We start from the raw sequence: 22006 nt of genomic DNA on the forward strand, positions 1-22006 counted from the left end.
TGCCGGACACCGGCCTGCCTCACTTGGGCAGGCCGACTACCCTTCCCAAGATATCGCCCCTTGAGGATATCACCATGACCGTCATCCCCTTCGAGGCCCGCCGCTTCCGCTCGACGGCCGCTTACTACACCCGCTACCGCGTCCCCTATCCAGACGAACTGATCGCCCGCGTCGCGGAGCGCGCCGGCCTGCAGACAGGCGAACACCTGCTCGACCTCGGCTGCGGCCCCGGCCAACTCGGCATCGCCTTCGCCCGCATGACAGGCGCAAAGGTCACCGGCATCGATCCCGAACCGGAGATGCTGGAGACGGCACGCGCCGATGCCGACGCGGCCGGTGTAACCGTCGATTTCATCCGGGGCTCGTCCTACGATCTCGGCCCGTCGCTCGCACCGCTGAAGATGACGGTCATGGGCCGCTCCTTCCACTGGATGGACCGCCCGGCGACACTCAAGGCACTCGACGCCATCACCGTCGACGAAGGCTGCGTCGTGCTCTTCGGCGATCGTCATATCGCCTCCACGCCGGATTGGCGCACAGCCGTCAACGCGCTGTCGGAAACCTTCGCGCCGGAGCGCAACGCCGACCGCGAACGCCGCAAGGGCCCGGATTGGATCGCCCACGAAACTGTCCTGCTGCAATCGCCCTTCAACCATCTCGAGCGGATCGGCATCGTCAGCGAGCGCCAACTGACCGCGGACGACATCATCGGCCGCGCCTTCTCAACCTCGGTCACCTCGCCGGAAACGCTGGGAGACAAGGCGGAAGCCTTCGAAACCGAGCTCAGCGCAGCGCTTGCAAGGTTATCGCCGGATGGCCGCTTCGCCGAAACGGTCGAGATCAGCGGCCTGATCGCCCGTCGTGGCTAGCCCTTAGCCGGCGAAAGAGCATCACGCGTCGTGAACAGGAAATTGTCGGACAGCTCCCGGCTTTCCACGGCGCGCGCCAAGATCACCGCGCCCATCATCGCCGAAAGCGTCGTGAACCCCTTGGCGCGGCGCTCCTCCGCGCTGTCGCCGGGCACGATCTCTGAGAGGATATCGACCAGCGCCGACAGCCCGTCATTGAAGGTCGAGCGCACGGCACCCTGGCTGCGGCTCACCTCCTGCACCAGCGAGGCGAAGACGCAGCTGCCGCCGGGATCGTCGACGCTGCAACGCGAGAGATAATGATTGAGGAGCGCATCGAGCGGCGCGTCAGGGGCGCCTGCTATGATCTCGTTCCAGCGGATTTTCACCCGCTCGATCAGCGCCCGGCTGACTTCGAGCGCCAGATCTTCCTTCGACTGAAAATGCCCGTAGAAGCCGCCATGGGTCAGCCCCGCGGCCTTCATGATCTCCGCCACGCCTGTCGATTCGAACCCCTTCTCGCGAAACAGCACGCCCGCGACACCGAGGATCTTCTCCCGGTTTTCCGCGAATTTCTCCCGGCTGACACGCATAGCAAGGCTCCTAAAAAACACCGCTTGACAATTTATATGACGCACATCATCAATAATCAACAATGATGATGACCATCATCTAAATATTTGCATTAGCCTCCGGCAACATCATACGGAACAGCCCCATGGTCTCCACTGCACTTGCCTCCACGCTGGCGCGGCGCAACATCCACTACGGATGGGTCGTCGTCGCCGCGACCTTTCTCACCATGCTGGTCACCGCAGGCGCCATGGGCGCACCGGGCGTGCTGATCAAGCCGCTGCAGGACGAGTTCGGCTGGGAGACATCGCAGATCTCGTCGGCGCTCGCCGTCCGCCTGCTGCTCTTCGGCCTGATGGGACCCTTCTCGGCCGCCTTCATGAATTATTTCGGCGTCCGCAAGGTCATCGTCTTCGCCATGATCCTGATCTCAAGCGGCTTCGTCGGCTCGCTGTTCATGACCGAGATCTGGCAGTTGCTGCTGCTCTGGGGCATCGTCGTCGGCCTCGGAACGGGCTTGACCGCCATGGTGCTCGCCGCCACCGTCTCGGCCCGCTGGTTCACCAAGCATCGCGGCCTCGTCGTCGGCATGCTGTCGGCGAGCTCCGCCACCGGCCAGCTGGTCTTCCTGCCCTTGATGGCGCAGCTGACGGAGAGCTACGGCTGGCGCGCCACCGTCTTCTTCGTCTGCGGCATGATCCTTTTCGCCGCGCTGGTCGTGCTCGCCTTCATGCGCGACCGCCCGTCGGATCTCAACCTCCCCTCCTTCGGCGAGGACCGCATCACCCCGCCGCCCGTACAGACCGGCGGCCTGCTCACCATGCTCGCAGCCCCGATCGTCGTCCTCAAGGAGGTCTCGAAGACCTCGACCTTCTGGATCCTGTTTGCCACCTTCTTCATCTGCGGCTTGAGCACCAACGGCCTGATCCAGACCCATTTCGTCACGCTCTGCGGCGATTTCGGCATCCTGCCGGTGGCCGCCGCCAGCGTGCTTGCCGTCATGGGCATCTTCGATTTCTTCGGCACGATCGGCTCCGGCTGGCTGTCGGACCGTTTCGACAATCGCTGGCTGCTCTTCTGGTATTACGGCCTGCGCGGCCTCTCCCTGCTCTTCCTGCCGTTCAGCGATTTCTCCTTCTACGGCCTGTCGATCTTCGCCGTCTTCTACGGGCTGGACTGGATCGCCACCGTGCCGCCGACAGTGAAGCTCGCCGCCGAGCGCTTCGGCAAGGAGAAGGTCGGCATCGTCTTCGGCTGGGTCTTCACCGGCCACCAGCTGGGCGCCGCTACGGCCGCCTACGGTGCCGGCCTGTCGCGCACCGAGCTGCAGAGCTACCTCCCCGCCTTCTTCATCGCCGGCGCCTTCTGCCTGCTCGCCTCCATCCTGGCGATCACGATCAAGAAATCGGGCCTACCCACCCCGGCCGTCTCCGTCGCTCACTGAAGACATCCTTCCGGCAGAAGCCATTCGGCCGGAAGCCCCACGAAATCAGCCCGATACCCGCATCCCCGTCTTGCGCCATCAGTCAAACGCATGCTAGACACCCGCCTCGTCGGTATCCGTTGCCCCATTGGCGGAATTGGTAGACGCGCTCGACTCAAAATCGAGTTTCGAAAGAAGTGCTGGTTCGACTCCGGCATGGGGCACCACTGGACTTCCCATTACCGCTTGGCCTTTGCATTTTACCATGATCTAAAGTTGAGAACGGTTGTCGCCCTGTTACGCGGGCGCTCCCGAAAGTCACGCCGCCGACTCATGCCCCGACTATCGAAAAGCAGGCGCAAAACGGTTCTCTCCGGCTTTCCCCACGCCCATACATAGCTCAATTTAAATCAGCAGTTTAATTTCCCCCGCACATCGGTCAAAGTGCCCGCTCCCAAAAGGAGAACACACAAGCGTGCATCACGACGTCCCCCTCATTGCCACCATTGCCGTCAGTTTCGGGTTCGCGGCGATCCTTGGCTATCTTGCCGATCGCCTGCAGCTGCCGCCGCTGGTGGGCTATCTGCTGGCCGGGATTTTGATGGGGCCGATCACGCCGGGTTTCGTGGCCGATACCGGGCTTGCGAGCCAGCTGGCCGAAATCGGGGTGATCCTTCTGATGTTCGGCGTCGGGCTGCATTTCTCGGCGCGTGACCTGCTTGCCGTGCGCGGCGTCGCCATTCCGGGCGCGATCGCGCAGATCCTGGTCGCGACGCTGCTCGGCGTCGGGCTGGCGGAGTGGTGGGGCTGGAGCCTCGGCGCCGGCATCGTCTTCGGGCTCAGCCTGTCGGTCGCGAGCACCGTGGTGCTCCTGAAGGCGCTGGAGGAGCGAAATCTCGTCAATGCCGCGAGCGGCCGCGTCGCCGTCGGCTGGCTGATCGTCGAGGACCTGGCCATGGTGCTGGCGCTGGTGCTTCTGCCGGCTCTGGCCGAACTGCTCGGCGGCCACGCGCCATCAGGCGCGCATGGCGCCGCCATGCCGCTGCCGCTCACCATCGCGCTGACGCTTCTGCAGGTCGGCGCCTTTGCAGCGATGGCGATCTTCCTCGGCCCCAAGGTCGTGCCTTGGCTCCTGATCCGCGTCGCCCGCACCGGCTCGCGCGAACTCTTCACGCTCACGGTTCTGGCGCTGGCGCTCGGTATCGCCTTCGGCTCGGCGCAGATCTTCGGCGTGTCCTTCGCGCTCGGCGCCTTCTTCGCCGGCGTGGTCATGAGCGAATCCAGCCTCAGCCACCGCGCCGCCGCCGATTCCCTGCCGCTGCAGAACGCGTTTTCGGTGCTGTTCTTCGTGTCGGTCGGCATGCTGTTCGATCCGTCGATCATCGTGCGCCAGCCGCTCGGCGTGCTCTCCGCCCTGTTGCTCATCATCGTCGGCAAGGGGATCATCTCCTTCGTCGTCGTCACGCTGCTGCGCTATCCCATCGGCATGGGCCTGACGGTGGCGGGCGGGCTGGCGCAGATCGGCGAATTCTCGTTTATCCTCGCCGGCCTTGGCGTCACGCTCGGCCTGCTGCCGACCGACGGGCAGGACATCATTCTCGCCAGCGCCATCATTTCGATCACGCTCAACCCCATCGTCTGCGCCGGGGCCGAGGCGCTGCATGGCTATATCCAGCGCCGCTGGCCGCAAAGCGCCCGCCATGGCCACGCCAATTTCGACCTGCTGAACGACGAGCTCGACAAGATCCGCGCCATCACCGAAGCGCGCGAACACCAGCACCAGCTGGAAATGCGTGAGCTCAGCGAAACCTTCCCGCTCTTCGCCAATGTCGACGAGAACTCGCAGGAGGAGCTGCTCCTGCTGTTCCGCCCGAAATCGGCGCTCCCGGGCGAGCGCGTCATGCGCAAGGGTGATCGCGGCGGCGGCATGTATTTCCTGTCGGCGGGCGCCGTCGAAGTGCAGCTGCCGGATGATGCGATAAGGCTCGAGCCCGGCGCCTTCTTCGGCGAGATGGCCTTGCTCAGCGGCGGGCGCCGCAACGCCGATGTGGTCGCCGTCGATTTCTGCCATTTCTTCGTGCTGGAACGGCGCGATTTCAACATGTTCACCGCGAAACATCCGGCGCTGCGCCAGATGGTCAGCGAGATGGCGCGCGAACGCACCGAGATGAACGTCATGCGCCAGAAGCGCGTCCCTTCTCCTGGTATCGCCTCCTGATCCGGCGTGATCACGGCACAATCCCCTCGCACGATCACGAAGAGTTTTTCACCGCACTGCCGCATGACTGACACAGCAGCCATTTACAGGCCGATATCAGGCCCATAAAGCTCATGCACGCAACCTGAAAGGACCGGAATGCTTCGCAGATTGTACGACTGGACGATGTCGCTGGCATCCCGCAAATCGGCCGAAGTCTGGCTTGCCGTTATCGCCTTCGTCGAAAGCTCCGTCTTTCTCGTTCCGGCCGATGTCCTCTATCTCCCGATGGCGCTTGCCAAGCCCGAGCGCGCCTATCGCTACGCGCTGGTGGCAACCGTCGCTTCCGTGCTCGGCGGCATCGCCGGTTGGGCGCTCGGCTATTACGCCTATGACACCGTCGCCCGCCCCGTGCTCGAATTCTACGGCAAGCTCGACGCCTTCGAGCAGATGCGAACCTATATCCACGACCAGTGGGAAATCCTGCTGCTGTTGCTGGTGACCTCGGGTCTCGCGCATCTGCCGCCGATCAAGATCGTCACCATTCTTGCCGGCGTCATTCACATGAACCTCGGCTTCTTCATCATCTCGGCGATCATCGCCCGTGGCGCCCGCTTCCTGTTTCTCGCCTGGCTGCTGCGCCGCTATGGCGAACCGATCCGCCACTTCATCGAAAAGCGCCTCGGCCAGATCACCGCGATCGTTGCCGGCGTGCTGATCGTGGCAGGTGTCGGCTACAAGCTGCTTGCCCACTGATCATCCGCTAATACCATAATCCCATGCGCCATTTGCCCGGAGCCCCCGCATGACCTTCTCTGTCCGCCGTCCCACCTTCATCTATTCCATCGTGCTGGCGATCGGCATGGCTATTGTCATCGGCTCCGCGCTCGGTTTCCAGTATATCGGTGGCTATATTCCCTGCGAGCTCTGCCTGATGCAGCGCCAGCCCTATTACTACGGCATCCCGCTGGTCATCATCGGCGCCATCACATCGGCGCTCGGCCTGCCCAACTGGATCGGCCGCACCTTCCTGCTCGCCGGTGGCCTGCTGATGATCGTCGGCGCCGGCATGGGCGTCTATCACGCCGGTGTCGAATGGCACTTCTGGGCTGGCCCCACCGCCTGCTCGACCAGCGCCAGCAGCATGACGCAGAACGCCGGCGATCTGCTCACGGAACTCAACACCATCAAGGGCCCCTCCTGCACGGAAGCGGCACTGCGCGTCGCTGGCCTGTCCATGGCTGGCTGGAACGTGATCGCAAGCCTCATCCTCGCCGCATTCGCCTTTATCGGCGTGCGCAAGTCTGCCTGACCAACAAAGTCGGCCCGACCAAGCCGGGCTGATCCATCGAAGCGTGAAGCAGCCCTGCCCGGAAACGGGCCGGACTGGGGATCAGGGCTGCAGTTCGCTATCCCAGTAGAGATAGTCGAGCCAGCTGTCGTGAAGATAGTTCGGCGGGAAGAGCCGGCCATTGTTGTGCAGGTCCTGCACGGTCGGCTGGTAGGGCTTCTGGTGCGGGAACATGCCTGCCTGCTTCGGCAGCTTGCTGCCCTTCCTGAGATTGCAGGGAGAACAGGCCGCCACGACATTCTGCCACGTCGTCTCGCCGCCATGGGCGCGCGGAATGACGTGATCGAAGGTCAGGTCGTTATGATCGCCGCAATACTGGCACTCGAACTTGTCGCGAAGGAACACGTTGAAGCGCGTGAAAGCCGGATTGCGCGAAGGCTGCACATAGGTTTTCAGGCACACGACGCTCGGAAGCCGCATCGAATAGCTCGGCGAGGAGACCGAATGTTCGTATTCCGCGATGATATTCACACGGTCAAGGAAGACCGCCTTGATCGCGTCCTGCCAGGACCAGAGCGACAAGGGATAATAACTCAGCGGCCGATAGTCAGCGTTCAGAACGAGCGCTGGCAGGGCCTGAGGTGAAACAGCAATCGTCAAGGCACTCTCCTGATCGATTCGGCATCTGCACTCTTATATTAGGCCGGTTGTGACGGCATTGTGAAGTCCAATAAATTCAAGCCACACAATGGCATTTGTATGTGTTGCCGTTCAGCCGACCGGAACCAGGCCGCGGCCCAGTTTCGCTGCATAATACGCCCAGAAAAGCCGCGCCGCCACCGATCTCCACGGCGCCCAGTCCGCCGCCATTGTGGCCAGCTGTCGCGCCCCCGGCCGCGCGTCCAAGCCGAAGGCGGCCGCCACCGCATTCTGCAGCGCCACGTCGCCGGATGGAAACACGTCGGCATGGCCGCCGCAAAACATCAGATAAACCTCCGCCGTCCATGGCCCGACGCCCTTCAGCGCCGTCAGCGCCGCCAAAGCCTCCTCCGGCGGCAGGCCGGACAGTGCCTGCAGGTCGAGCCCGCCGGAGGCGACGGCCTCGGCGATCCGTGTCAGCGTCTCCGCCTTGGCGCGCGACAGGCCGACCTCGCGCCATGCCTCGGGGTGCAGGCCGGCATAGGCCTCGGCCGTCAACACGACATCGCCAGGCCGCATCCGCCGCCAAATCGCCTCGGCGCTCGCCCGCGACACCATCTGCGACACAATGATATGCGCCAGCCCCTCAAAGCCGGGCTCCCGCAATCGCAGCGGCAGCGGACCGGCATCGGCGGCGATCGAGACGAGACGCGGGTCGATGATGATGAGTTCGGCCAATCCCTGGGCCACGTCCCCGTCGTTGCGAATGATATGCACGCTTCCTCGCGATCTTCCAAAATCCGTGGCAGAAGAAAGCATGATCGCGATTCCCCGTCAAAAGCCCGTCTTCCGTTTTGCCCCGAGCCCCAACGGCCCGCTGCATCTCGGCCATGCGCTCTCGGCCTTCCTGAACCGCGACATGGCCGACGCCGCCGACGGGCGCTTCCTGTTGCGCATCGAAGACATAGATCTCACCCGCTGCACACCCGAATTCGAAGCGGGCATCTACGCAGACCTGAAGTGGCTCGATATAAATTGGGAAGAACCGGTGCGCCGACAGTCGGAGCACTTCGACGCCTATCAGGCGTCCTTGGCTGGCCTGATCGACCGCGGCCTCGCCTACCCCGCCTTCCTCACCCGCGGCGAGGTCAAGGCCAGGGTCGCGGCATCCGAGGCACAAGGCAGCGCGTGGCCGCGCGATCCCGATGGCTCGCCGCTCTACCCCACTGACGATCGCGACCGCCCCTCCAGCGAGCGGCAGACGATGCTGTCCTCTGGCCTCAAACACGCCTGGCGGCTGGACATGGCAAAAGCGCTCGAACTCATCGGCGAGCCGCTCTCCTGGCAGGAGACCGGCGACGGCGACCGGGGCGTAATCGCCGCCGACCCTTCATCCTGGGGCGATGTCGTGCTGTCGCGCTCGGACGCGCCGTCGAGCTATCATCTTTCCGTCGTGGTCGACGACGCGCTGCAGGGCATCACCCATGTCGTGCGCGGTCTCGATCTCTTCCACGCGACCTCGGTGCACCGCGCCCTGCAGACGCTGCTCGATCTTCCGGCACCGACCTATCACCACCATCGCCTCGTCACCGACGCGGTCGGTCGCAAGCTCTCGAAAAGCAGCGGCGATACCAGCCTCTCGGACCTACGAGCCCGAGGCGTCCCGGCGCACGATATTCGCCACCTCGTCGGGCTTTGATGGCTTCTGGCCCTAACCGCTCAGGAAATTGTGCGAGAAGATCGCCCGCACCCGGAATTTCAGCAGTGCCGCGTTGAGCTCGGCGCCGATGATGAAGATCACCCCGATCATATAGAGAAAGATCAGCACGATCATCACCGATGCGAGACCGGCATAGGTGGCGGCGTAGTTGGCGAAGGTCGCGAGATAATAGGCGAAGATCAGTGCGCCGATGAACCACAGGATCAGCGTCAGAAGCACGCCGGGCACGACATCGAACACCCGCCGCCGTCCGGCCGGAAGCCACAGATGCACGACCAGCAGCCCGACCGTCAGCACGAACAGCGTGCCGTAGATACGCCAGTTGAAGACGATGTCGAGCGTATCGGCAAACAGCGGAAACCACTGCCGGGCATAATCGAGCGCCAGCGGCACCGCCACGAGCAGGATGCTGATCGCCGCGAAGATCACCACCGCGATCATCACGAAGCCGAGGCTGGCGAGACGGGTGAAATACCACGGCCGCGTTTCCTGCACGCGGTAGGCGCGGTTAAGGGATATGCGCAGCGCCTCGACGCCGTTGGAGGCGAAGTAGGCGGCCGCCAGCACCGAGATCGTCAGGAACCCGCCGCGCGGCACGGTCAGAACCAGCAATACCTGGTCGGCGAGCGGCTTGGCGATCGCCTCCGGCCAGGTGTCGAAGACGAGATGCACGGCCGTCATCGAGAACTGGTCCGCGCCGAGGAAATTGGCAAGCGCGGTGCCGAAAATCAGGAATGGGAAGACGGCGAGAAGCGTGGAAAGCGCGACATGGCTTGCCATGGCGAAGCCGTCATCTTCAAGGAAATGCCAGATCGCATCGTAAAGCACATCATACAAGATGCGAAAAAGTTTCAGCATTCCGGCTCCCGGCATTCCTCATTGTGTCGCCCGATCGAATATGGGAAACGAGTCCTAGTTTGTACAGGAATCATTCCATGTCGGATCAACGCACTATCATCATTACCGGATGTTCGTCCGGGATCGGTGCTTATTGTGCCCGTGCGTTGAAGGCCGATGGCTGGCGCGTCCTTGCGACCGTCAGAAAGTTCGACGATCTGGCGCCGCTTCAGGCCGATGGCATCGAAGCCTTCCGCATGGATTACACCAGCACCGATTCGATCGCCGATTTCGTCCGCGAGGTCACGGAGCTCAGCGGCGGACGCATCGACGCGCTCTTCAACAACGGCGCCTATGGCCAGCCGGGCGCCGTCGAAGACCTGACGACCGACGTGTTGCGCGAGCAGTTCGAGACCAACTTCTTCGGCTGGCACGAGCTGACGCGACAGATCATTCCGCTGATGCGCAAGTGCGGCCGCGGCCGTATCGTCCAGTGCTCGTCCATTCTGGGCGTCGTGCCCTACCGCTATCGCGGCGCCTATACCGCGTCGAAATTCGCGCTCGAAGGCTTGAGCATCACGCTCCGCATGGAGCTCGAAGGCAGCGGCATCCATGTCAGCCTGATCGAGCCCGGCCCGATCGCTTCGCGCTTCGTCGCCAATTCGCTTGCGAAGATCAACGAGCACATCAATGTCAGGGGCTCGGCGCATGCCGTGGATTATCGCCGCCAGCTGGCAAGGCTCGATGGCTCCGGCCCGGCCAACCGCCACAAGCTCGGCCCCGAGGCCGTCTATGATGTCCTGAAGCACGCATTGAACGCCCCGCGCCCGCGACCACATTACCCAGTGACGCGGCCGGCCAAGCAGGGCATGTTCTTGAAAAAGCTCTTGCCCGCGGACCTCTTCTACCGGCTGCTGCGCAGGTTCGATTGAGGAGGAGGAAACCCAATGTCTACTGTCGTCTACGTTCTCGCCATCATCGTGATGGGCCTTGTCGCCATCGTTCTGATCCGCGGCCTGTTCAACATGATGAAGGGCGGCGACGCCAACCTGTCCAACAAGCTGATGCAGCTGCGCGTGCTGCTGCAGGCCGTCGCCGTGCTCCTGATCATGCTGACGCTCTGGCTGACCGGCGGCGGTCGCCCCAGCTGATCACCCCACCGAGGAGGAGATAAAGCATGGTCAAGCTCAACAAGATCTACACCAAGACGGGCGACGACGGCACGACCGGGCTGGTCGCCGGCCCGCGCCGGCTGAAGGACGATCTGCGCGTCGAGGCCTTCGGCACCATCGACGAGGCCAATTCGGCGATCGGCATCGCCAGGCTTCACATGCAGGGCATGCCCGAACTCGATGCCATGCTGATGTCCATCCAGAACGATCTCTTCGATCTCGGCGCCGATCTCGCCACGCCCGACACCGGCACGCCGCCGGAATATGAGCCGCTGCGTATCGTCGAAAGCCAGGTGACGCGCATCGAAAACGACATCGACAAGCTGAACGCCGATCTGCAGCCGCTCAAATCCTTCGTGCTGCCTGGCGGCCACTCCGCCGCAGCCCACTTGCATCTGGCGCGCACCATCACCCGCCGTGCCGAACGGCTGATGGTGACGCTGTCGCGCAGCAAAGGCGAGATCGTCAGCGCCGCGGCGCTCAAATACGTCAATCGCCTGTCCGATTTCCTCTTCGTCGCCGCCCGCCATGCCAATGATCGCGGCCATGCGGATGTGCTTTGGGTTCCCGGAAAAAACCGCTAGGCTTGACTGATATCAAGCAACTGGACCGCCGGCCCATATGTTCATACCACTGCACGATGCCAACACGCTGAAGCATATCAAGCTGCAATGGGTGACGATGGGGCTGATCGCGGTCAACATCGTCGTCTGGCTGTTTACCGGCGTCATCGCCACGGAATCGGTCGCGCAGGCAGCCTTCGTCGGCCTCGGCTACATCCCGGCCGTCGCCTTCCACTACGCCCATCTCGAGCCGGCGCTCGCGATCACGCCCGAGCCGCTGACCTATATCAGCTACGCCTTCGTCCATTCCGGCTTCTGGCACCTCGCCTCCAACATGCTGTTCCTCTGGGTCTTCGGCGACAATGTCGAGGATGCGATGGGCCATCTGCGCTTCCTCGTCTTCTATCTCCTTTGCGCCATCTCCGGCGCGCTAGTGCATGGCCTGATCGGCATGACCTCGCAGGCGCCGCTGATCGGCGCGTCCGGCGCCATATCGGGCGTCGTCGCCGCCTATCTCATGCTGCACCCGCGCGTGAAGGTCTGGGTGCTGGTCTTCATGCGCGTGCCGCTGCCGCTTCCAGCCTTCGTGCCGCTGATCCTCTGGACCGGCCAGCAATTCGTCATGCTGGCGCTCGAGCCTGATGGTAACGTCTCCTGGGGCGCCCATGTCGGCGGCATTATCGCAGGCGCTCTGCTGGTGCTCGTCATGCGCCGTCGCGGGGTGCCGCTCTTCGACAGCGAGGTGGTGACGCCCAAGGCCGTGCGCGACCGCCCCACGCCCAATCCCGCCATGATCACCACGTCAGGCCAGCCGCCCCGCCCTCGCTTGCCCTGGGACAAATGAAGCCGAAAATATTGACGTGAACGTAAAGGTAATATAATCCCCATGGAATTTGCCTGTCTGCGTCATGGAAGCGTTGTCTTTGGAGGAAAAACGCGTATCCATGTCGCCATTCGACAATCGGAGCAGCGCGGAAACGCGCATTTTCTTGGCGAAAGAGTTGAAGGAAGGACCACATGAAGATTCTCGTCCCAGTAAAGCGGGTGGTTGATTACAACGTGAAGATCCGCGTGAAGCCGGATGGCACGGGCGTCGAACTGGCCAACATCAAGATGTCGATGAACCCCTTCGACGAAATCTCGGTGGAAGAGGCGCTTCGCCTGAAGGAAGCCGGCAAGGCCGAGGAAGTGATCGTGGTCTCGATCGGTCCCGCGAAGGCCGAAGAAACGCTGCGCACCGCGCTCGCCATGGGTGCCGACCGCGCCATCCTCGTCGAGACCGACGATGCCGTCGAGCCGCTCGCCGTCGCCAAGATCCTGAAGGGCGTCGCCGACGCCGAACAGCCGGGCCTCATCATCGTCGGCAAGCAGGCGATCGATGACGATTCGAACCAGACCGGCCAGATGCTGGCCGCATTGCTCGGCACCGCGCAGGCCACCTTCGCCTCGAAGATCGAGATCGGCGATGGCAAGGCAACCGTGACCCGCGAAGTCGACGGCGGCCTGCAGACGATCGACGTCAAGTTGCCTGCAGTCGTCACCACCGACCTGCGTCTCAACGAGCCGCGCTACGCTTCGCTGCCCAACATCATGAAGGCGAAGAAGAAGCCGCTCGACAAGAAGGCGCCCGCCGATTTCGGCGTTTCCACCGCACCGAAGCTCAAGGTGCTGAAGACCGAAGAACCCTCCGGCCGCAAGGCAGGCGTCAAGGTCGCATCGGTTTCTGAGCTCGTCGAAAAGCTCAAGTCCGCTGGCGTCCTCTAAGGTTCGAGAAAGGAGATATCACCATGGCCATTCTTCTTCTGGCTGATCACGACAACGCAACCCTTTCCGACCAGACCGCCAAGACGCTTGCGGCAGCCGCCAAGATTGGTGGCGACGTGCATGTGCTGGTCGCCGGCAAGGGCGCCAAGCCCGCAGCCGATGCCGCCGCCAAGCTGTCGGGCGTCTCCAAGGTTCTGCTCGCCGAAAGCGACGAGCTTGCCAACAATCTGGCCGAGCCGCTGACCGACCTGATCGTTTCGCTGGCAGCAAGCTACGACACCATCATCTCGGCCGCCACCTCGGTCGGCAAGAACGTGCTGCCGCGCGTCGCAGCCCTGCTTGATGTCGCCCAGGTCTCCGAGATCATCGAGGTGGTTTCGGCCGACACCTTCAAGCGCCCGATCTATGCCGGCAACGCCATCCAGACGGTGCAGTCGACCGACGCCAAGAAGGTCATCACCGTCCGCACGGCGTCCTTCGCCGCTGCCCCTGAGGGCGGTTCGGCTTCGGTCGAGGCGATCCCCGCCGTTTCCGATCCGGGTCTGTCGACCTTCGTCAAGGATGCGCTGTCGACCTCCGACCGTCCGGAACTGACATCGGCCAAGATCATCATCTCCGGCGGCCGCGCGCTCGGTTCCTCGGAGAAGTTCCAGGAAGTCATCCTGCCTGTTGCCGACAAGCTCGGTGCCGCCGTCGGCGCCTCGCGCGCCGCCGTCGATGCCGGCTACGCGCCGAACGACTGGCAGGTCGGCCAGACCGGCAAGGTGGTCGCGCCCGATCTCTACATCGCCTGCGGCATCTCCGGCGCCATCCAGCATCTGGCCGGCATGAAGGATTCGAAGGTCATCGTCGCGATCAACAAGGACGAGGAAGCACCGATCTTCCAGGTCGCCGATTTCGGCCTCGTCGCCGATCTCTTCGACGCCCTGCCCGAGCTGCAGAAGGCTCTCTAGGTCGATGGTGCCCGGTTTCGCATGCGGCGCCGGGCTTCCATGATCGCGTGTCATCTTTCGCACATGCGAGCGACTGGAAAATTATCTTTTTAGGGGCTACTACTGCTGCCGGGCGATCATTCGTCCGGCAGTTTTGTTGAATAGGTACGGCAATCGCGGGGGCGAAGGCCGAGCAGGGGTGTGGAGATGACTGCGGTGTTCAAGACAATCGGAATTATCGGCGCGGGCCAGATGGGTTGCGGCATCGCGCAGGTTTCGGCTAGCGCAGGCTACAAGGTCCACATCTATGATCTTACCCAGGATCGCATCGAGCGCGGGCTCGCCACCATCAACGGCAACCTCGCCCGCCACGTCACCAGCGGCAAGATGACCGACGAGGAGCGCTCGAGCACGCTCTCGTTGATATCGGGCTCCGCCGACATCAACGACCTCGCCTCCTCCGATCTCGTCATCGAGGCCGCGACCGAGGACGAAAGCGTCAAGCGCAAGATCTACGCCACGGTCTGTCCGGTCCTGAAGCCGGAAGCGATCATCGCCACCAACACCTCTTCCCTTTCGATCACCCGTCTGGCCTCCGCCACCGACCGCCCCGAGCGCTTCATGGGCATCCATTTCATGAACCCGGTGCCTGTCATGAAGCTGGTCGAGCTGGTGCGCGGGATCGCCACCGAAGAGACCACCTTCAAGAAGGCCCGCGAATTCGTCGCCTCGCTCGAAAAGACCGTCACCGTCGCCGAGGACTTCCCGGCCTTCATCGTCAACCGCATCCTGCTGCCGATGATCAACGAGGCGATCTACACGCTCTACGAAGGCGTCGGCACCGTCGATGCCATCGACACCGCCATGAAACTCGGCGCCAACCACCCCATGGGCCCGCTGCAACTCGCCGACTTCATCGGCCTCGACACCTGCCTCTCGATCATGCAGGTGCTGCATGACGGCCTGGCGGACAGCAAGTACCGCCCCTGCCCGTTGCTGGTGAAATATGTTGAGGCCGGCTGGCTTGGGCGCAAGTCGGGCCGTGGCTTCTATGATTATCGTGGTGAGGTTCCGGTTCCGACGCGGTAGGTTTTTGGTCTGCCGAAGACCGGCCGCAATCGCCGAGCCCGGAGCCTCCTCATCCGCCTGCCGGCACCTTCTCCCCGTCGGGGAGAAGAGACTTTGGGGCGGGCCGCTCGCTTCGCAACTTAGCTAGAGAAATTTCTTATCCAAGGCTTCAGAAGGGCAAAACGCCCGCGCCCAGCCCCTTCTCCCCAGCGGGGAGAAGTGCCGGAGCACAGCGAGGCGATGAGGGGGCCACCGGCGCAAACGTTGCGGCTAGCCCCCCAAAACTCTAAATCCCCACAGCCCCCTTGATCAGCGCCTTGGCATCCGGGCTATCCCAGGCCGCCGGGCCGTTCATCGCCGAGATCAGGCACCCCTTGTCGTCGATCAGCAACGTCACCGGCAGACCGAACGCCAGCCCCTGCTTCTTCAGCCCGTTGAACACAGCGATCGTGTCGTCGCGGTAAAGCTTCAGTGCATCGACCCCCGTCTCCGACAAAAACGTCTTCGGCTTCTCGTCGTCACCGGTGTCGATGTTGACGGGCACCACCTGGAACTTGTCGCTGCCGAGTTCCTTCTCCAGCGCGTTCAAGGCCGGCATTTCCTCGCGGCAGGGCACGCACCATGTCGCCCAGAGATTGAAAAGCACCGTCTTGCCGGCGAAATGGTCGAGCGTCATCGGCTTGCCCTCGGCATCCTTGAAGGCGATCGATGTCATCCGGACCGGCTGTTCGGGCGCGACCATGGCGGCCACCTCGCCCTTCAGGAAGGGCTTGATGCGGGTCGCGATGTCCTTCGTGGCCTTGCATTCGCCCGCCGCCATATCGGCGCCGCCATTGCCAGACCCCGTCTCCTTAATGTAAACCGCTGCCGCACCGGCAATAATGCCTGCGACGACCGCGATCCCGATCAGTTTCAGGGATGGCAGGCGCAAGGGCGTTCTTGTTGTCATTTCATTCTCCCGGACACGCGTTCTTCAAGGCAGGCATCTTTCATGGCCGACAGCACGGACACCAAATCCTCCAACCAGATGTGGGGCGGACGTTTCGCTTCCGGCCCAGATGCGATCATGGAGGAGATAAATGCCTCGATCGGTTTCGACAAGAAGCTGTTTGCGCAGGATATTCGCGGATCGATCGCCCACGCCACCATGCTCGCCCACCAGGCTATCATTTCGGCCGATGATAAGGACAAGATCGTCGAAGGGCTAAACACGATCCTGTCAGAGATCGAGAGCGGCAATTTCGAATTCTCCCGCAAGCTTGAGGACATTCACATGAATGTCGAGGCTCGCCTGGCGACGCTGATCGGCCCTGCCGCCGGCCGCCTGCACACAGCCCGCTCGCGCAACGACCAGGTGGCGCTCGATTTCCGCCTCTGGGTGAAGGAAGAGCTGCAGAAGACCGAACAGCTGCTGACCAGCCTGATCGCGGCCTTCCTCGACCGCGCCGAAGAGCATGCCGATACCGTCATGCCCGGCTTCACGCATCTGCAGACCGCCCAGCCCGTCACCTTCGGCCATCACTGCATGGCCTATGTCGAGATGTTCGGCCGCGACCGCTCGCGCGTGCGCCACGCCATCGAGCATCTGGACGAGAGCCCGATCGGCTCGGCCGCACTTGCCGGCACCGGCTATCCGATCGACCGCCACATGACGGCCAAGGCGCTCGGCTTCCGCGAGCCGACCCGCAATTCGATCGACACCGTCTCCGACCGCGATTTCGCCATCGAGTTCCTGGCGCTGGCATCGATCTGCGCCATGCACCTGTCGCGCCTGGCCGAAGAGATCGTCATCTGGTCGACGCCGCAGTTCGGCTTCGTGCGCCTGTCGGATGCCTTCTCCACCGGCTCCTCGATCATGCCGCAGAAGAAGAACCCGGATGCCGCCGAACTGGTGCGCGCCAAGACCGGCCGCATCAACGGGTCGCTGATCGCGCTTTTGACGATCATGAAGGGCCTGCCGCTCGCCTATTCCAAGGACATGCAGGAAGACAAGGAACAGGTCTTCGATGCCGCAGAAAGCCTGGAACTGGCGATCGCCGCGATGACCGGCATGGTCCGCGACCTGACCATCAACACCGAGCGCATGAAGGCTGCCGCCGGCACCGGTTATTCGACCGCGACCGACCTCGCCGACTGGCTGGTGCGCGAGGCGGGCCTGCCCTTCCGCGACGCCCACCATGTGACCGGCCGCGCCGTGGCGCTGGCCGAAAGCAAGGGCTGCGATCTCTCCGACCTGTCGCTCACCGATCTCCAGGCGATCAACGCCGCTATCACGGAGAAGGTCTACGACGTCTTGACCGTCGAGGCCTCGGTCGCCAGCCGCAAGAGCTTCGGCGGCACGGCGCCTTCGGAAGTCAGGAAGCAGATCACTTACTGGCGCGCCCGCAACTGATCGCGAAAAGGGCGGAGCGCAACCCGCTTCGCCCCTTCGATTTCGCAAAGCGCGAGACCGCAACAATCAGGGTGCACAAGGCGGATAAACTTCGCTATGAAGGTGTCCATCCGTGCCGCTTCCCAAGAGGAATTCCATGCAGACCAGCTTCCCGCAGATCATCCGCCTGACGGTCGTTTTCGCCGTGATCGGCCTTGCCGTCGCCGGATGCGGGCGCAAGGGCGACCTCGATCCGCCGAGCGTGCAGGCAACGAAGGAGGGCGACTCGTCCAAACCGACGCAGCAGCCCGGTGTCAAGGACCGCCACTTCTTCCTCGATCCTCTTCTGTAACAGGCGACTAAAGTGAACCATTTCGAGTATCGCGACGGCATCCTCTACGCCGAGAACGTTCCCGTTCCCGAGATTGCCAAGGCCGTCGGCACGCCCTTTTACGTCTATTCCACGGCAACGCTCGAGCGCCACTACAAGGTCTTCTCGCAGGCCTTCAGCGATGTCGACTCGATGGTCTGCTACGCCATGAAGGCCAATTCGAACCAGGCCGTCCTGAAGACGCTCGGCAATCTCGGCGCCGGCATCGATGTCGTCTCCGAAGGCGAGCTGCGCCGCGCTCTGGCAGCCGGCATCCCGGCCAACCGCATCATGTTCTCCGGCGTCGGCAAGACCGCGCATGAGATGGACTATGCGCTCGAAGCCGGCATCTACTGCTTCAACGTCGAATCCGAGCCTGAGCTCGAGATCCTCAACCAGCGCGCCGTCAAGGCCGGCAAGAAGGCGCCCGTCTCCTTCCGCATCAACCCCGATGTCGACGCCCGCACGCACGCCAAGATCTCGACCGGCAAGAAGGAAAACAAGTTCGGGATCTCCTGGGAACGCGCCCGCGCCGTCTATGCCCGCGCCGCCACCTTGCCCGGCATCGAAGCCACCGGCATCGACATGCACATCGGCAGCCAGATCACCGAGCTGCAGCCCTTCGACGATGCCTTCAAGCTGCTGCGCGAGCTCGTCAGCACGCTGCGCGCCGACGGCCACGACATCCACCATGTCGATATCGGCGGTGGTCTCGGCATTCCCTACAAGGACGACAACAACCCGCCGCCGCTGCCCGACGCCTATGCCGCGATCGTCAAGAACCAGCTGCGCGAACTCGACTGCAAGATCGTCATGGAGCCCGGCCGCCTGATCGTCGGCAATGCCGGCATCCTGGTGACCGAAGTGCTCTACGTGAAGGACGGCGGCGAGAAGACCTTCGTCATCGTCGATGGCGCCATGAACGACCTCATCCGCCCGACGCTCTACGAGGCCTATCACGAGATCCGCCCCGTGGTGATCTCGGCCGCCAACGCGCCGCGCATCAAGGCCGATGTCGTCGGCCCCGTTTGCGAGACCGGCGACTACCTGGCGCTCGATCGCGAAATGGCGATGCCGAAATCGGGCGATCTCTTCGCCGTTAGCTCCGCCGGAGCCTATGGCGCGGTACAGGCCGGCACATACAATAGCCGCCTTCTGGTGCCCGAAGTGCTGGTCAAGGGCAGCGATTTCCACGTCATTCGTCCGCGCCGGACCTATGAAGAGCTGATCGCGCTCGACAGCGTCCCCGCCTGGCTCGACTGATCAACGGCAATCACTTTTTGGCGAAGACGCGGGAAAAACCGGCATTGGCGGGGGCTTGCCCTCGTCTTCGCCACAAAGAGTGTTATCCTTTCCGCATACCGTCTTGCCCGGTCGCCGCCGCGCAAGCCCTCTCTGCCCTTTAACGCCAGGCCCCTAACGCCAGATCGCGGAGACCGGATTGAAGAACAGCACCAAGAGCGAAAAGAAAGGTGCCTTTGCCCTGAAGCCGTCGCTCGCGCGGCTGGTGGCGGCAAAGCGCCTGACCGCCCAATGCGTGTTGCTGTTCGAGCAGGTGCTGCCTCTCACCCTGCCCATCCTGTCGCTTGCGGCGCTTTATCTGGCCGCATCCTGGTTCGGCGTCTTCCGCATCGTTCCCGATTGGCTGCGCATCGTGCTGCTGATCGCCTTCGGCCTTGGGCTGCTGGCAACGCTCTATCCCTTCCGCAAGCTGCACTGGCCGGGCTCGGCCGCCGCCGACCGGCTGCTGGAAGAGCGCAACGGCCTGCCGCATCAGCCGGTTGCCGTGCAGGAAGACGAGCCGGCCTTCGACACGCCCTTCGCCCGCGCGCTGTGGCGCGAGCACCAGACCCGCATGGCCGAGAAGATCGCCTCGCTGGACGCCGGCTTCCCGCAGCCCGATATCGCCTCGCACGACCGCTGGGCGCTGCGCGCCATCCCCGCCCTCCTGATCGTCGTCGCCTTCGGCTATTCGCTGTCGACGAACGGCGGCTCGATCGGCGATGCGTTGCAGCCGCGCCCGCAGGCGCAGGCAACCGACCCGGCCGTGCGCATAGATGCCTGGATCACCCCGCCCGCCTATACCGGCCGCGCCCCCGTCTATCTCACCGCGACCGGCAGCGAGCAGGGCGCGATCAAGATCCCGCAATCGTCGAACCTCACCGTGCGCGTCTCCGGCGGCAAGGCCGACGAGAAGGTTGTCTTCGCCCGCGAGGACGGCCAACGCATCGAGATCGCCGCAGCCGAGAACCCTACCGCCACGCCGAACGCCCCCGCTTCGGCGACACCCGCGCCGTCAACGGCAGAGGGCCAGCAGCCGGCAGCGGCAACGCCCCAGCAGCAGACCGCCTCCACGCATCAGATGAAGCTCGAGGAAAACGGCACGCTCGAGGTCAACGGCCGCAAATGGGCCTTCGACGTCATCCCCGACAAGGCGCCCGAGATCGCCTTCAACGGCTTGCCGAAACCGACGGTCAACGGCGCGCTGGAGATCGGCTACACGATCAAGGACGACTACGGCGTCCAGGAAGCCACCGCCGAAATCGTGCCGGTCGAGACAGACACGAGCGCCACGCCTCTTTATCCGCTGCCCGAATACAAGCTCGACATTCCGCGCCGCAACGCCCGCGACGCCAAGGGCGTGGCCAGCAAGAACCTCACCGAGCATCCGCTCGCCGGCAAGCGCGTGCGCATCACGCTGATCGCCAAGGACGCCGCCGGCCAGACGGGCCGCAGCCCGCCGCACGAGATGACACTACCCGCCCGCCCCTTCAGCGAGCCGCTCGCAGCCGCCGTCGCCGAGCAGCGCCAGACCTTCGCGCTCGACACCCGCAAGATGCCTGAGGCGATCGCGCTCAACGAGGCGCTGACGCTGCGCCCGGAAGAGACGATCCCCAATCTCACCAATTACCTGCTGATCGAATCCGCCCGCCAGCGCATGAAGCTCGCCAAGGGCGACGAGGCGCTGAAGGACACCGCCGACTATCTCTGGGACATCGCCATCGGCATGGAGGACGGCAATCTCTCTGAGGCCGAGCGCAATCTGCGCAACGCCCAGCAGAACCTCGCCGACGCCCTGCAGCGCAACGCGCCCGACGCCGAGGTCAAGAAGCTCATGGACGAGCTGCGCAAGGCGATGCAGGACTACATGAAGGAGCTGGCACAGCGCATGCAGAATGCGCCGATGCAGCCCAACCAGAACGCCCAGAACGTCATTCGCCAGCAGGATCTGGAGCGCATGATGGACCAGATCGAAAACCTGGCCCGCTCCGGCAACCGCGACGCCGCCCAGCAGATGCTGTCGGAGCTGCAGCGGATGATGAACAACATGCAGGCCGGACGGCCGCAGCGCGGCCAGCAGCAGCAGGGCCAGGACAACAGCCAGATGCGCCAGCAGATGGACAAGCTCGGCCAGATCCTGCGCGATCAGCAGAAGCTGATGGAAGAAACCTTCAAGCTCGACCAGCAGCTGAAGGACCGCATGCAGCGCGGCGACCCCAACAACATGAACCCCGACCTCGGGATGAACGACCCGCTTCTGAACGACATGCCGATGGACAATGACGGCATGCCGCAGGATCAGCAGCAACAACAGGGCCAGCAAGGCCAGAACCAGCAGGGCCAGCAGCAACAGGGTCAACAAGGCCAGCAGGGCCAGAATCCGTCGGACGAGATGACGGCCGAACAGCTGCGCGAGGCGCTGAAGCAGCTGCGCGAGCGTCAGGACCAGCTCGGCAAGCAGCTCGGCGAGATGCAGAAGAGCCTCGGCGACATGGGCATGAAGCCCGGTCAGGGCTTCGGCCAGGCGCAGCGCGAGATGGAAGGCGCCGGCCGCGAGCTCGGCCAAGGCCGCGGCGAGCCGGCCATCCAGGGTCAGGGCCGCGCGCTGGAGGCACTACGCCAGGGCGCCCGCGACATGATGAACCAGATGATGCAGGCGCAGCAGGGTCAGCAAGGCCAGGGCCAGGGACCGCAGGGCCAGGTCGGCCAGGGCAACCAGAACGGCCGCGATCCGCTCGGTCGTCCGCGCCGCGCCGACGGTCCAGACTTCGGCGATCAGGTGAAGGTGCCCGACGAGATCGACGTGCAGCGCGCCCGCGAAATCCTCGATGCCATCAGAGAAAAGCTGGGCAACAACCCTTCACAGGAGATGGAACGGCGCTATCTTGAACGCCTGCTCGATATTCAATAAGACGCAGGATATATTCTTGATTTCAAACCTGCCCCGAACAGCGGCT

The 22006-nt window shown here is 63.6% G+C and carries 22 protein-coding genes and 1 tRNA gene; 18 read left to right on the forward strand and 5 right to left on the reverse strand.

Annotated elements, in window-relative coordinates:
• The first annotated feature begins 74 nt into the window (after positions 1-74).
• Positions 75-869 (forward strand): class I SAM-dependent methyltransferase, encoded by a 795-nt coding sequence (locus J5286_RS20005; RefSeq protein ID WP_209191841.1) that lies wholly within the window; start codon positions 75-77, stop codon positions 867-869.
• Here the strand turns inward: J5286_RS20005 and J5286_RS20010 are convergent.
• Positions 866-1441 carry a TetR/AcrR family transcriptional regulator gene (locus J5286_RS20010; RefSeq protein WP_209191842.1) on the reverse strand — a complete coding sequence of 192 codons (576 nt, stop codon included), beginning with the start codon at positions 1439-1441 and terminating at the stop codon, positions 866-868. The two genes, J5286_RS20005 and J5286_RS20010, sit on opposite strands and share 4 nt — an antisense overlap.
• A gap of 125 nt (positions 1442-1566) precedes the next feature.
• Between J5286_RS20010 and J5286_RS20015 the strand changes: the two genes are divergently transcribed.
• From J5286_RS20015 to J5286_RS20035, 5 genes are all read left to right on the forward strand, one after another.
• Positions 1567-2865 carry an MFS transporter gene (locus J5286_RS20015; RefSeq protein ID WP_113235397.1) on the forward strand — a complete coding sequence of 433 codons (1299 nt, stop codon included), beginning with the start codon at positions 1567-1569 and terminating at the stop codon, positions 2863-2865.
• A 121-nt stretch (positions 2866-2986) separates the two neighbouring features.
• Positions 2987-3071: transfer RNA gene (locus tag J5286_RS20020), tRNA-Leu, on the forward strand.
• A gap of 248 nt (positions 3072-3319) precedes the next feature.
• Positions 3320-5062, forward strand: a complete 1743-nt coding sequence (locus J5286_RS20025; RefSeq protein WP_209191843.1) for a cation:proton antiporter domain-containing protein — start codon at positions 3320-3322, stop codon at positions 5060-5062.
• A gap of 138 nt (positions 5063-5200) precedes the next feature.
• On the forward strand, positions 5201-5797 hold the full coding sequence (locus J5286_RS20030; protein WP_209191844.1) for a YqaA family protein: 597 nt from the start codon (positions 5201-5203) through the stop codon (positions 5795-5797).
• A gap of 49 nt (positions 5798-5846) precedes the next feature.
• Positions 5847-6353 (forward strand): disulfide bond formation protein B, encoded by a 507-nt coding sequence (locus J5286_RS20035; RefSeq protein WP_209191845.1) that lies wholly within the window; start codon positions 5847-5849, stop codon positions 6351-6353.
• 81 nt (positions 6354-6434) lie between these two features.
• Here J5286_RS20035 and J5286_RS20040 read toward each other — a convergent pair whose 3' ends face one another.
• Positions 6435-6992 carry an HNH endonuclease gene (locus J5286_RS20040; protein WP_018901511.1) on the reverse strand — a complete coding sequence of 186 codons (558 nt, stop codon included), beginning with the start codon at positions 6990-6992 and terminating at the stop codon, positions 6435-6437.
• Between the two features lie 111 nt (positions 6993-7103).
• On the reverse strand, positions 7104-7790 hold the full coding sequence (locus tag J5286_RS20045) for a DNA-3-methyladenine glycosylase family protein (RefSeq protein WP_209191846.1): 687 nt from the start codon (positions 7788-7790) through the stop codon (positions 7104-7106).
• On the opposite strand from J5286_RS20045, the gene gluQRS reads away from it, so the two are divergent.
• Positions 7789-8670: a tRNA glutamyl-Q(34) synthetase GluQRS gene (gene gluQRS / locus J5286_RS20050; protein WP_209191847.1), complete on the forward strand. Its 882-nt coding sequence runs from the start codon at positions 7789-7791 to the stop codon at positions 8668-8670. The two genes, J5286_RS20045 and gluQRS, sit on opposite strands and share 2 nt — an antisense overlap.
• 12 nt (positions 8671-8682) lie before the next feature.
• Here gluQRS and J5286_RS20055 read toward each other — a convergent pair whose 3' ends face one another.
• Complete coding sequence (locus tag J5286_RS20055) at positions 8683-9549, reverse strand: YihY/virulence factor BrkB family protein (protein ID WP_209191848.1); 867 nt, start codon at positions 9547-9549, stop codon at positions 8683-8685.
• A gap of 77 nt (positions 9550-9626) precedes the next feature.
• On the opposite strand from J5286_RS20055, the gene J5286_RS20060 reads away from it, so the two are divergent.
• The 7 genes from J5286_RS20060 to J5286_RS20090 all read left to right on the forward strand — a co-directional run bounded on the left by J5286_RS20060 (position 9627) and on the right by J5286_RS20090 (position 15048).
• Entirely contained in the window at positions 9627-10460 is an 834-nt protein-coding gene (locus J5286_RS20060) for an SDR family oxidoreductase (RefSeq protein ID WP_209191849.1), read from the forward strand.
• A gap of 15 nt (positions 10461-10475) precedes the next feature.
• Positions 10476-10679 (forward strand): twin transmembrane helix small protein, encoded by a 204-nt coding sequence (locus J5286_RS20065; RefSeq protein ID WP_018901506.1) that lies wholly within the window; start codon positions 10476-10478, stop codon positions 10677-10679.
• Between the two features lie 26 nt (positions 10680-10705).
• On the forward strand, positions 10706-11284 hold the full coding sequence (locus tag J5286_RS20070) for a cob(I)yrinic acid a,c-diamide adenosyltransferase (RefSeq protein ID WP_209191850.1): 579 nt from the start codon (positions 10706-10708) through the stop codon (positions 11282-11284).
• Between the two features lie 37 nt (positions 11285-11321).
• The gene (locus J5286_RS20075; protein WP_209191851.1) at positions 11322-12107 is read left to right on the forward strand and encodes a rhomboid family intramembrane serine protease; all 786 of its coding nucleotides are present in this window, start codon (positions 11322-11324) and stop codon (positions 12105-12107) included.
• 173 nt (positions 12108-12280) lie between these two features.
• Positions 12281-13027, forward strand: coding sequence for an electron transfer flavoprotein subunit beta/FixA family protein (locus J5286_RS20080; protein WP_209191852.1), 747 nt, complete (start codon positions 12281-12283; stop codon positions 13025-13027).
• 23 nt (positions 13028-13050) lie between these two features.
• Positions 13051-13980 carry an electron transfer flavoprotein subunit alpha/FixB family protein gene (locus tag J5286_RS20085; RefSeq protein WP_209191853.1) on the forward strand — a complete coding sequence of 310 codons (930 nt, stop codon included), beginning with the start codon at positions 13051-13053 and terminating at the stop codon, positions 13978-13980.
• Between the two features lie 186 nt (positions 13981-14166).
• Positions 14167-15048, forward strand: coding sequence for a 3-hydroxybutyryl-CoA dehydrogenase (locus J5286_RS20090; RefSeq protein ID WP_026283550.1), 882 nt, complete (start codon positions 14167-14169; stop codon positions 15046-15048).
• A 265-nt stretch (positions 15049-15313) separates the two neighbouring features.
• On the opposite strand, the gene tlpA is transcribed toward J5286_RS20090, so the two are convergent.
• Positions 15314-15976 carry a thiol:disulfide interchange protein TlpA gene (tlpA, locus tag J5286_RS20095; RefSeq protein ID WP_209191854.1) on the reverse strand — a complete coding sequence of 221 codons (663 nt, stop codon included), beginning with the start codon at positions 15974-15976 and terminating at the stop codon, positions 15314-15316.
• Positions 15977-16018: 42 nt separating this feature from the next.
• Between tlpA and argH the strand changes: the two genes are divergently transcribed.
• From argH to J5286_RS20115, 4 genes are all read left to right on the forward strand, one after another.
• On the forward strand, positions 16019-17419 hold the full coding sequence (argH, locus tag J5286_RS20100) for an argininosuccinate lyase (RefSeq protein ID WP_209191855.1): 1401 nt from the start codon (positions 16019-16021) through the stop codon (positions 17417-17419).
• Between the two features lie 136 nt (positions 17420-17555).
• Positions 17556-17750, forward strand: a complete 195-nt coding sequence (gene lptM, locus J5286_RS20105) for an LPS translocon maturation chaperone LptM (protein ID WP_018901498.1) — start codon at positions 17556-17558, stop codon at positions 17748-17750.
• A gap of 12 nt (positions 17751-17762) precedes the next feature.
• A complete protein-coding gene (lysA, locus tag J5286_RS20110; RefSeq protein ID WP_209191856.1) occupies positions 17763-19031 on the forward strand; it encodes a diaminopimelate decarboxylase in 1269 nt (422 codons plus the stop codon).
• Positions 19032-19209: 178 nt separating this feature from the next.
• Positions 19210-21960, forward strand: coding sequence for a TIGR02302 family protein (locus J5286_RS20115; RefSeq protein WP_209191857.1), 2751 nt, complete (start codon positions 19210-19212; stop codon positions 21958-21960).
• Positions 21961-22006 lie beyond the last annotated feature (46 nt).

Source organism: Rhizobium sp. 16-488-2b, from assembly GCF_017741815.1.
In the GTDB taxonomy this organism is placed as follows: domain Bacteria; phylum Pseudomonadota; class Alphaproteobacteria; order Rhizobiales; family Rhizobiaceae; genus Rhizobium.

Excerpts from the sequence above, each read along its gene's own strand:
- J5286_RS20045 (WP_209191846.1), bottom strand. The coding sequence starts at position 7,790 with ATGCTTTCTTCTGCCACGGATTTTGGAAGATCGCGAGGAAGCGTGCAT.
- gluQRS (WP_209191847.1), top strand. The coding sequence starts at position 7,789 with ATGATCGCGATTCCCCGTCAAAAGCCCGTCTTCCGTTTTGCCCCGAGC.
- J5286_RS20035 (WP_209191845.1), top strand. The coding sequence starts at position 5,847 with ATGACCTTCTCTGTCCGCCGTCCCACCTTCATCTATTCCATCGTGCTG.
- J5286_RS20030 (WP_209191844.1), top strand. The coding sequence starts at position 5,201 with ATGCTTCGCAGATTGTACGACTGGACGATGTCGCTGGCATCCCGCAAA.
- J5286_RS20065 (WP_018901506.1), top strand. The coding sequence starts at position 10,476 with ATGTCTACTGTCGTCTACGTTCTCGCCATCATCGTGATGGGCCTTGTC.
- J5286_RS20085 (WP_209191853.1), top strand. The coding sequence starts at position 13,051 with ATGGCCATTCTTCTTCTGGCTGATCACGACAACGCAACCCTTTCCGAC.
- J5286_RS20015 (WP_113235397.1), top strand. The coding sequence starts at position 1,567 with ATGGTCTCCACTGCACTTGCCTCCACGCTGGCGCGGCGCAACATCCAC.
- J5286_RS20080 (WP_209191852.1), top strand. The coding sequence starts at position 12,281 with ATGAAGATTCTCGTCCCAGTAAAGCGGGTGGTTGATTACAACGTGAAG.
- J5286_RS20075 (WP_209191851.1), top strand. The coding sequence starts at position 11,322 with ATGTTCATACCACTGCACGATGCCAACACGCTGAAGCATATCAAGCTG.
- tlpA (WP_209191854.1), bottom strand. The coding sequence starts at position 15,976 with ATGACAACAAGAACGCCCTTGCGCCTGCCATCCCTGAAACTGATCGGG.
- argH (WP_209191855.1), top strand. The coding sequence starts at position 16,019 with ATGGCCGACAGCACGGACACCAAATCCTCCAACCAGATGTGGGGCGGA.
- J5286_RS20005 (WP_209191841.1), top strand. The coding sequence starts at position 75 with ATGACCGTCATCCCCTTCGAGGCCCGCCGCTTCCGCTCGACGGCCGCT.
- J5286_RS20055 (WP_209191848.1), bottom strand. The coding sequence starts at position 9,549 with ATGCTGAAACTTTTTCGCATCTTGTATGATGTGCTTTACGATGCGATC.
- J5286_RS20010 (WP_209191842.1), bottom strand. The coding sequence starts at position 1,441 with ATGCGTGTCAGCCGGGAGAAATTCGCGGAAAACCGGGAGAAGATCCTC.
- J5286_RS20070 (WP_209191850.1), top strand. The coding sequence starts at position 10,706 with ATGGTCAAGCTCAACAAGATCTACACCAAGACGGGCGACGACGGCACG.
- J5286_RS20060 (WP_209191849.1), top strand. The coding sequence starts at position 9,627 with ATGTCGGATCAACGCACTATCATCATTACCGGATGTTCGTCCGGGATC.
- J5286_RS20090 (WP_026283550.1), top strand. The coding sequence starts at position 14,167 with ATGACTGCGGTGTTCAAGACAATCGGAATTATCGGCGCGGGCCAGATG.
- lptM (WP_018901498.1), top strand. The coding sequence starts at position 17,556 with ATGCAGACCAGCTTCCCGCAGATCATCCGCCTGACGGTCGTTTTCGCC.